Origin of the sequence: uncultured Roseovarius sp. (assembly GCF_913054395.1) — a bacterium.
In the GTDB taxonomy this organism is placed as follows: domain Bacteria; phylum Pseudomonadota; class Alphaproteobacteria; order Rhodobacterales; family Rhodobacteraceae; genus Roseovarius.
Genome location: NZ_CAJXIP010000232.1, coordinates 1 through 3,499 on the forward strand (window position 1 = coordinate 1; position 3,499 = coordinate 3,499).

General features: G+C 59.4%; 5 protein-coding genes. All 5 read right to left on the reverse strand.

All coding sequences use genetic code 11. The features are described from left to right. Positions 1 to 838: 50S ribosomal protein L2 (gene rplB, locus QZ522_RS18495; protein WP_294615053.1), on the reverse strand; the 838-nt coding region annotated here is incomplete at its 3' end. Between the two features lie 445 nt (positions 839 to 1,283). Further along, a complete protein-coding gene (locus QZ522_RS18500) occupies positions 1,284 to 1,580 on the reverse strand; it encodes a 50S ribosomal protein L23 (RefSeq protein ID WP_294615056.1) in 297 nt (98 codons plus the stop codon). Beyond that, the gene (gene rplD, locus QZ522_RS18505) at positions 1,577 to 2,194 is read right to left on the reverse strand and encodes a 50S ribosomal protein L4 (protein ID WP_294615058.1); all 618 of its coding nucleotides are present in this window, start codon (positions 2,192 to 2,194) and stop codon (positions 1,577 to 1,579) included. The genes QZ522_RS18500 and rplD overlap by 4 nt, the downstream gene beginning before the upstream one ends. Then, on the reverse strand, positions 2,191 to 3,042 hold the full coding sequence (gene rplC / locus QZ522_RS18510) for a 50S ribosomal protein L3 (RefSeq protein WP_294615061.1): 852 nt from the start codon (positions 3,040 to 3,042) through the stop codon (positions 2,191 to 2,193). Before rplC ends, rplD begins: the two co-directional genes overlap by 4 nt. Before the next feature lie 12 nt (positions 3,043 to 3,054). Then, positions 3,055 to 3,363: a 30S ribosomal protein S10 gene (rpsJ, locus tag QZ522_RS18515; protein WP_007817142.1), complete on the reverse strand. Its 309-nt coding sequence runs from the start codon at positions 3,361 to 3,363 to the stop codon at positions 3,055 to 3,057. Between the last annotated feature and the right edge of the window lie 136 nt (positions 3,364 to 3,499).

Consider the following 3,499-nt stretch of genomic DNA (forward strand, 5'->3'; position numbering starts at 1 on the left):
GTCCCTTCTTCTTGGCGTGACGCGAGCGGATGATCAGCTTTTGCGACGCTTTGTTCTTGTTCCGGGTACGAGCACCTTTTGTGGGCTTACCCCAGGGCGTAACAGGGTGACGACCACCCGATGTACGGCCTTCACCACCACCATGCGGGTGGTCGATGGGGTTCATAACCACACCACGCACAGACGGGCGGATGCCCTTGTGACGCATGCGGCCCGCTTTACCGTAGTTCTGGTTGCTGTTGTCGGGGTTGCTGACGGCACCAACGGTGGCCATGCATTCCTGGCGCACCAGGCGAAGTTCGCCCGAGCTCAGACGGATCTGAGCATAGCCACCATCACGACCCACGAACTGGGCATAGGTGCCTGCGGCGCGTGCGATCTGACCACCTTTACCGGGCTTCAGCTCGATATTGTGGATGATCGTACCGATCGGCATGCCCGAGAACGGCATTGCGTTGCCCGGCTTGATGTCGACCTTGGCGCCGGCCAGAACCTTGTCACCCACAGCCAGACGCTGGGGGGCCAGGATATATGCCTGCTCGCCATCTTCATATTTGATCAACGCGATGAACGCGGTCCGGTTCGGGTCATATTCGATCCGCTCGACGGTTGCCGCCACATCGAATTTGTTCCGTCTGAAATCAACGATCCGGTAGAGGCGTTTTGCCCCGCCGCCTTTGCGACGCATCGTGATCCGTCCGGTGTTGTTCCGACCGCCATGTTTCGACAAACCCTCGGTGAGAGATTTGACGGGGCGACCTTTCCAAAGTTCCGAACGGTCGATCAGCACCAGCCCACGCTGGCCCGGCGTCGTCGGCTTATACGACTTGAGTGCCATGCTTTCTGTCTTCCGTTTGCTTGCGGCGGGTCGTACCCGCCAATGTTGTAGCCCCCCGAAGGTGGCCTGGTTCTAGGGCCCCGAAGGTCCCCGGTTAGAGTTGCTCTTGCGAACAACAGCGAAGCCCCGGACGAATCCGGGGCCTTGCGGATGGGTTCTGTTAGTGGAGGACGCATTAAGGGTCAAGTGTTTGCAGCCATAAAACTCGCAGGGCGGATAAAACCCAAGCGCCGGGACTGGTATGATCTTCTCGGGGCGTGGGTTTCACCCACCCAACCTGCGGTTTCGCGCAGGACCAGATCCGCCCCCTCGCCCCGGATTTGATCAGGCTCTGTGATCCGAGGCGCCCCATTTCGGGCCCTCAAACAGGTCGAACCCCGGCCACCTTTCGGCAGCCGGGGTCCAAATCTTGGTACCGTAGGGCGGGACTTAGCCCACCACACAATCACAGACCGGTGGTCACGTCGATCGTGTTGCCCTCAACCAGGGTCACATAAGCCTTCTTGACGTCATTCCGGCGGCCCAACTGGCCACGGAAGCGCTTTTGCTTACCCTTGGTGATCGTGGTGTTCACGGCCTTGACCTTGACACCAAAGAGCGCCTCGACGGCCTCTTTGATCTGGGGTTTGTTGGCGTCAATGGCCACCTCGAAGACGACAGCACCGTTTTCAGAGGCCATGGTGGCCTTTTCGGTGATGATCGGCTTGCGGATCACATCGTAATGTTGCGGTTTCGCGCTCATTTCAGACGAGCCTCCAGTGCTTCGACACCCGCCTTCGTGAGCACCAGGGTGTCACGCTTGAGGATGTCATAGACGTTTGCGCCCATCGACGGCAGCACATCGAGACCTTCGATGTTGCGGGCGGCTTTGGCGAACTCTGCGTTCACTTCAGCCCCGTCGATGATCAGCGTGCGTTTCCAACCAAGGTCGCGCATCTGTTTGGCCAGAACCGAAGTCTTGCCGGTCGAGGTTGCCACGTCGATGATCACCAGCTCGCCTGCTGCCATCTTGGCAGAGAGGGCGTGCTTGAGACCAAGCTGACGTACCTTTTTCGGCAGGTCGTGGGCGTGGCTACGGGGCGTCGGGCCCTTGTAGATACCACCCTTGCGGAAGATCGGTGCCGAGCGCGCGCCGTGGCGGGCGCCACCGGTGCCTTTTTGGCGATAGATCTTCTTGGTCGAATAGCTGACCTCGGACCGGGTTTTCACCTTGTGTGTACCGGCCTGCGCTTTGTTACGCTGCCAGCGGACGACGCGGTGCAGGATGTCCGCGCGCGGTTCCAGGCCGAAGATGTCTTCGCCCAGATCGACCGAGCCGGCCTTGCCGCCGTCCAGTTTGATCACGTCGAGTTTCATTCTTCGCCTTCCTTCTTCTCGGCTTCAGCAACCGCATCAACCTTTGCCTCTTCGGCAGCTGCCGCATCCAGGGCGGCCTGTTCTGCTTCGGCGGCGGCCGCTGCGGCGGCTTCTTCAGCGGCGGCAGCTTCGGCAGCGGCGGCCTCGGCGGCTTTCGCGGCTTCATCGGCCATGGATTTCAGACCTGCCGGCAGGATCGCGTTCTCGGGGAACGGTTTCTTGACCGCATCCTTGATCGTCACCCAACCGCCCTTGGAACCGGGAACGGCGCCTTTGATCATGATCAGACCACGATCGGCATCTGTTTTCACGACCTGAAGATTCTGCGTGGTAACGCGGGCAGAGCCCATGTGACCGGCCATCTTCTTGCCTTTGAAAACCTTGCCCGGATCCTGACACTGACCGGTCGAACCGTGCGAACGGTGGCTTACAGACACACCGTGCGACGCCCGCAGACCACCAAAGTTGTGCCGCTTCATGGCACCCTGGAAGCCCTTACCGATCGAGGTGCCCGAGACGTCCACGAACTGACCTTCAAAGTAATGGTCAGCAGTGATCTCTTCGCCCACGTTGATCAGGTTTTCCGGCGCAACGCGGAATTCCGCAACCTTGCGCTTTGGTTCAACCTTGGCTGCCGCAAAGTGACCACGCATGGCCTGACTTGTGCGTTTGACCTTGGCGGTGCCTGCACCAAGCTGAACAGCGGAATAGCCGTGCTGTTCGGCCGTGCGCTGAGCAACAACCTGAAGTTTGTCGAGTTGAAGAACGGTCACAGGAATCTGCTTGCCGTCTTCCATGAAAAGCCGGGTCATGCCGACTTTTTTTGCGATTACACCAGAGCGCAACATCAGTAGCCCTCCTTAAACCGAAATCTGGACATCAACGCCGGCGGCAAGATCGAGCTTCATCAGCGCGTCTACCGTTTGCGGCGTGGGGTCAACGATGTCGAGCAGACGCTTGTGCGTCCGGATCTCGAACTGATCGCGCGATTTCTTGTTTACGTGGGGGCCACGCAGAACAGTGAATTTTTCAATCTTGTTCGGCAGCGGGATGGGCCCACGAACCTCGGCACCGGTCCGTTTGGCGGTATTGACGATTTCCTGCGTGCTGGCATCCAGTACGCGGTAGTCAAATGCCTTCAGCCGAATGCGAATGTTTTGGCTTTGCATTTTTTAGCCTTTCGCGGCGTTGGAGTTGATAGGAGGAAGGCCGGACCACCCGGCCTTCCTCGTCGAACCCTTAATAGGTTGTTACTCGATGATTTTGCTGACGACGCCGGCGCCGACGGTGCGGCCGCCTTCGCGG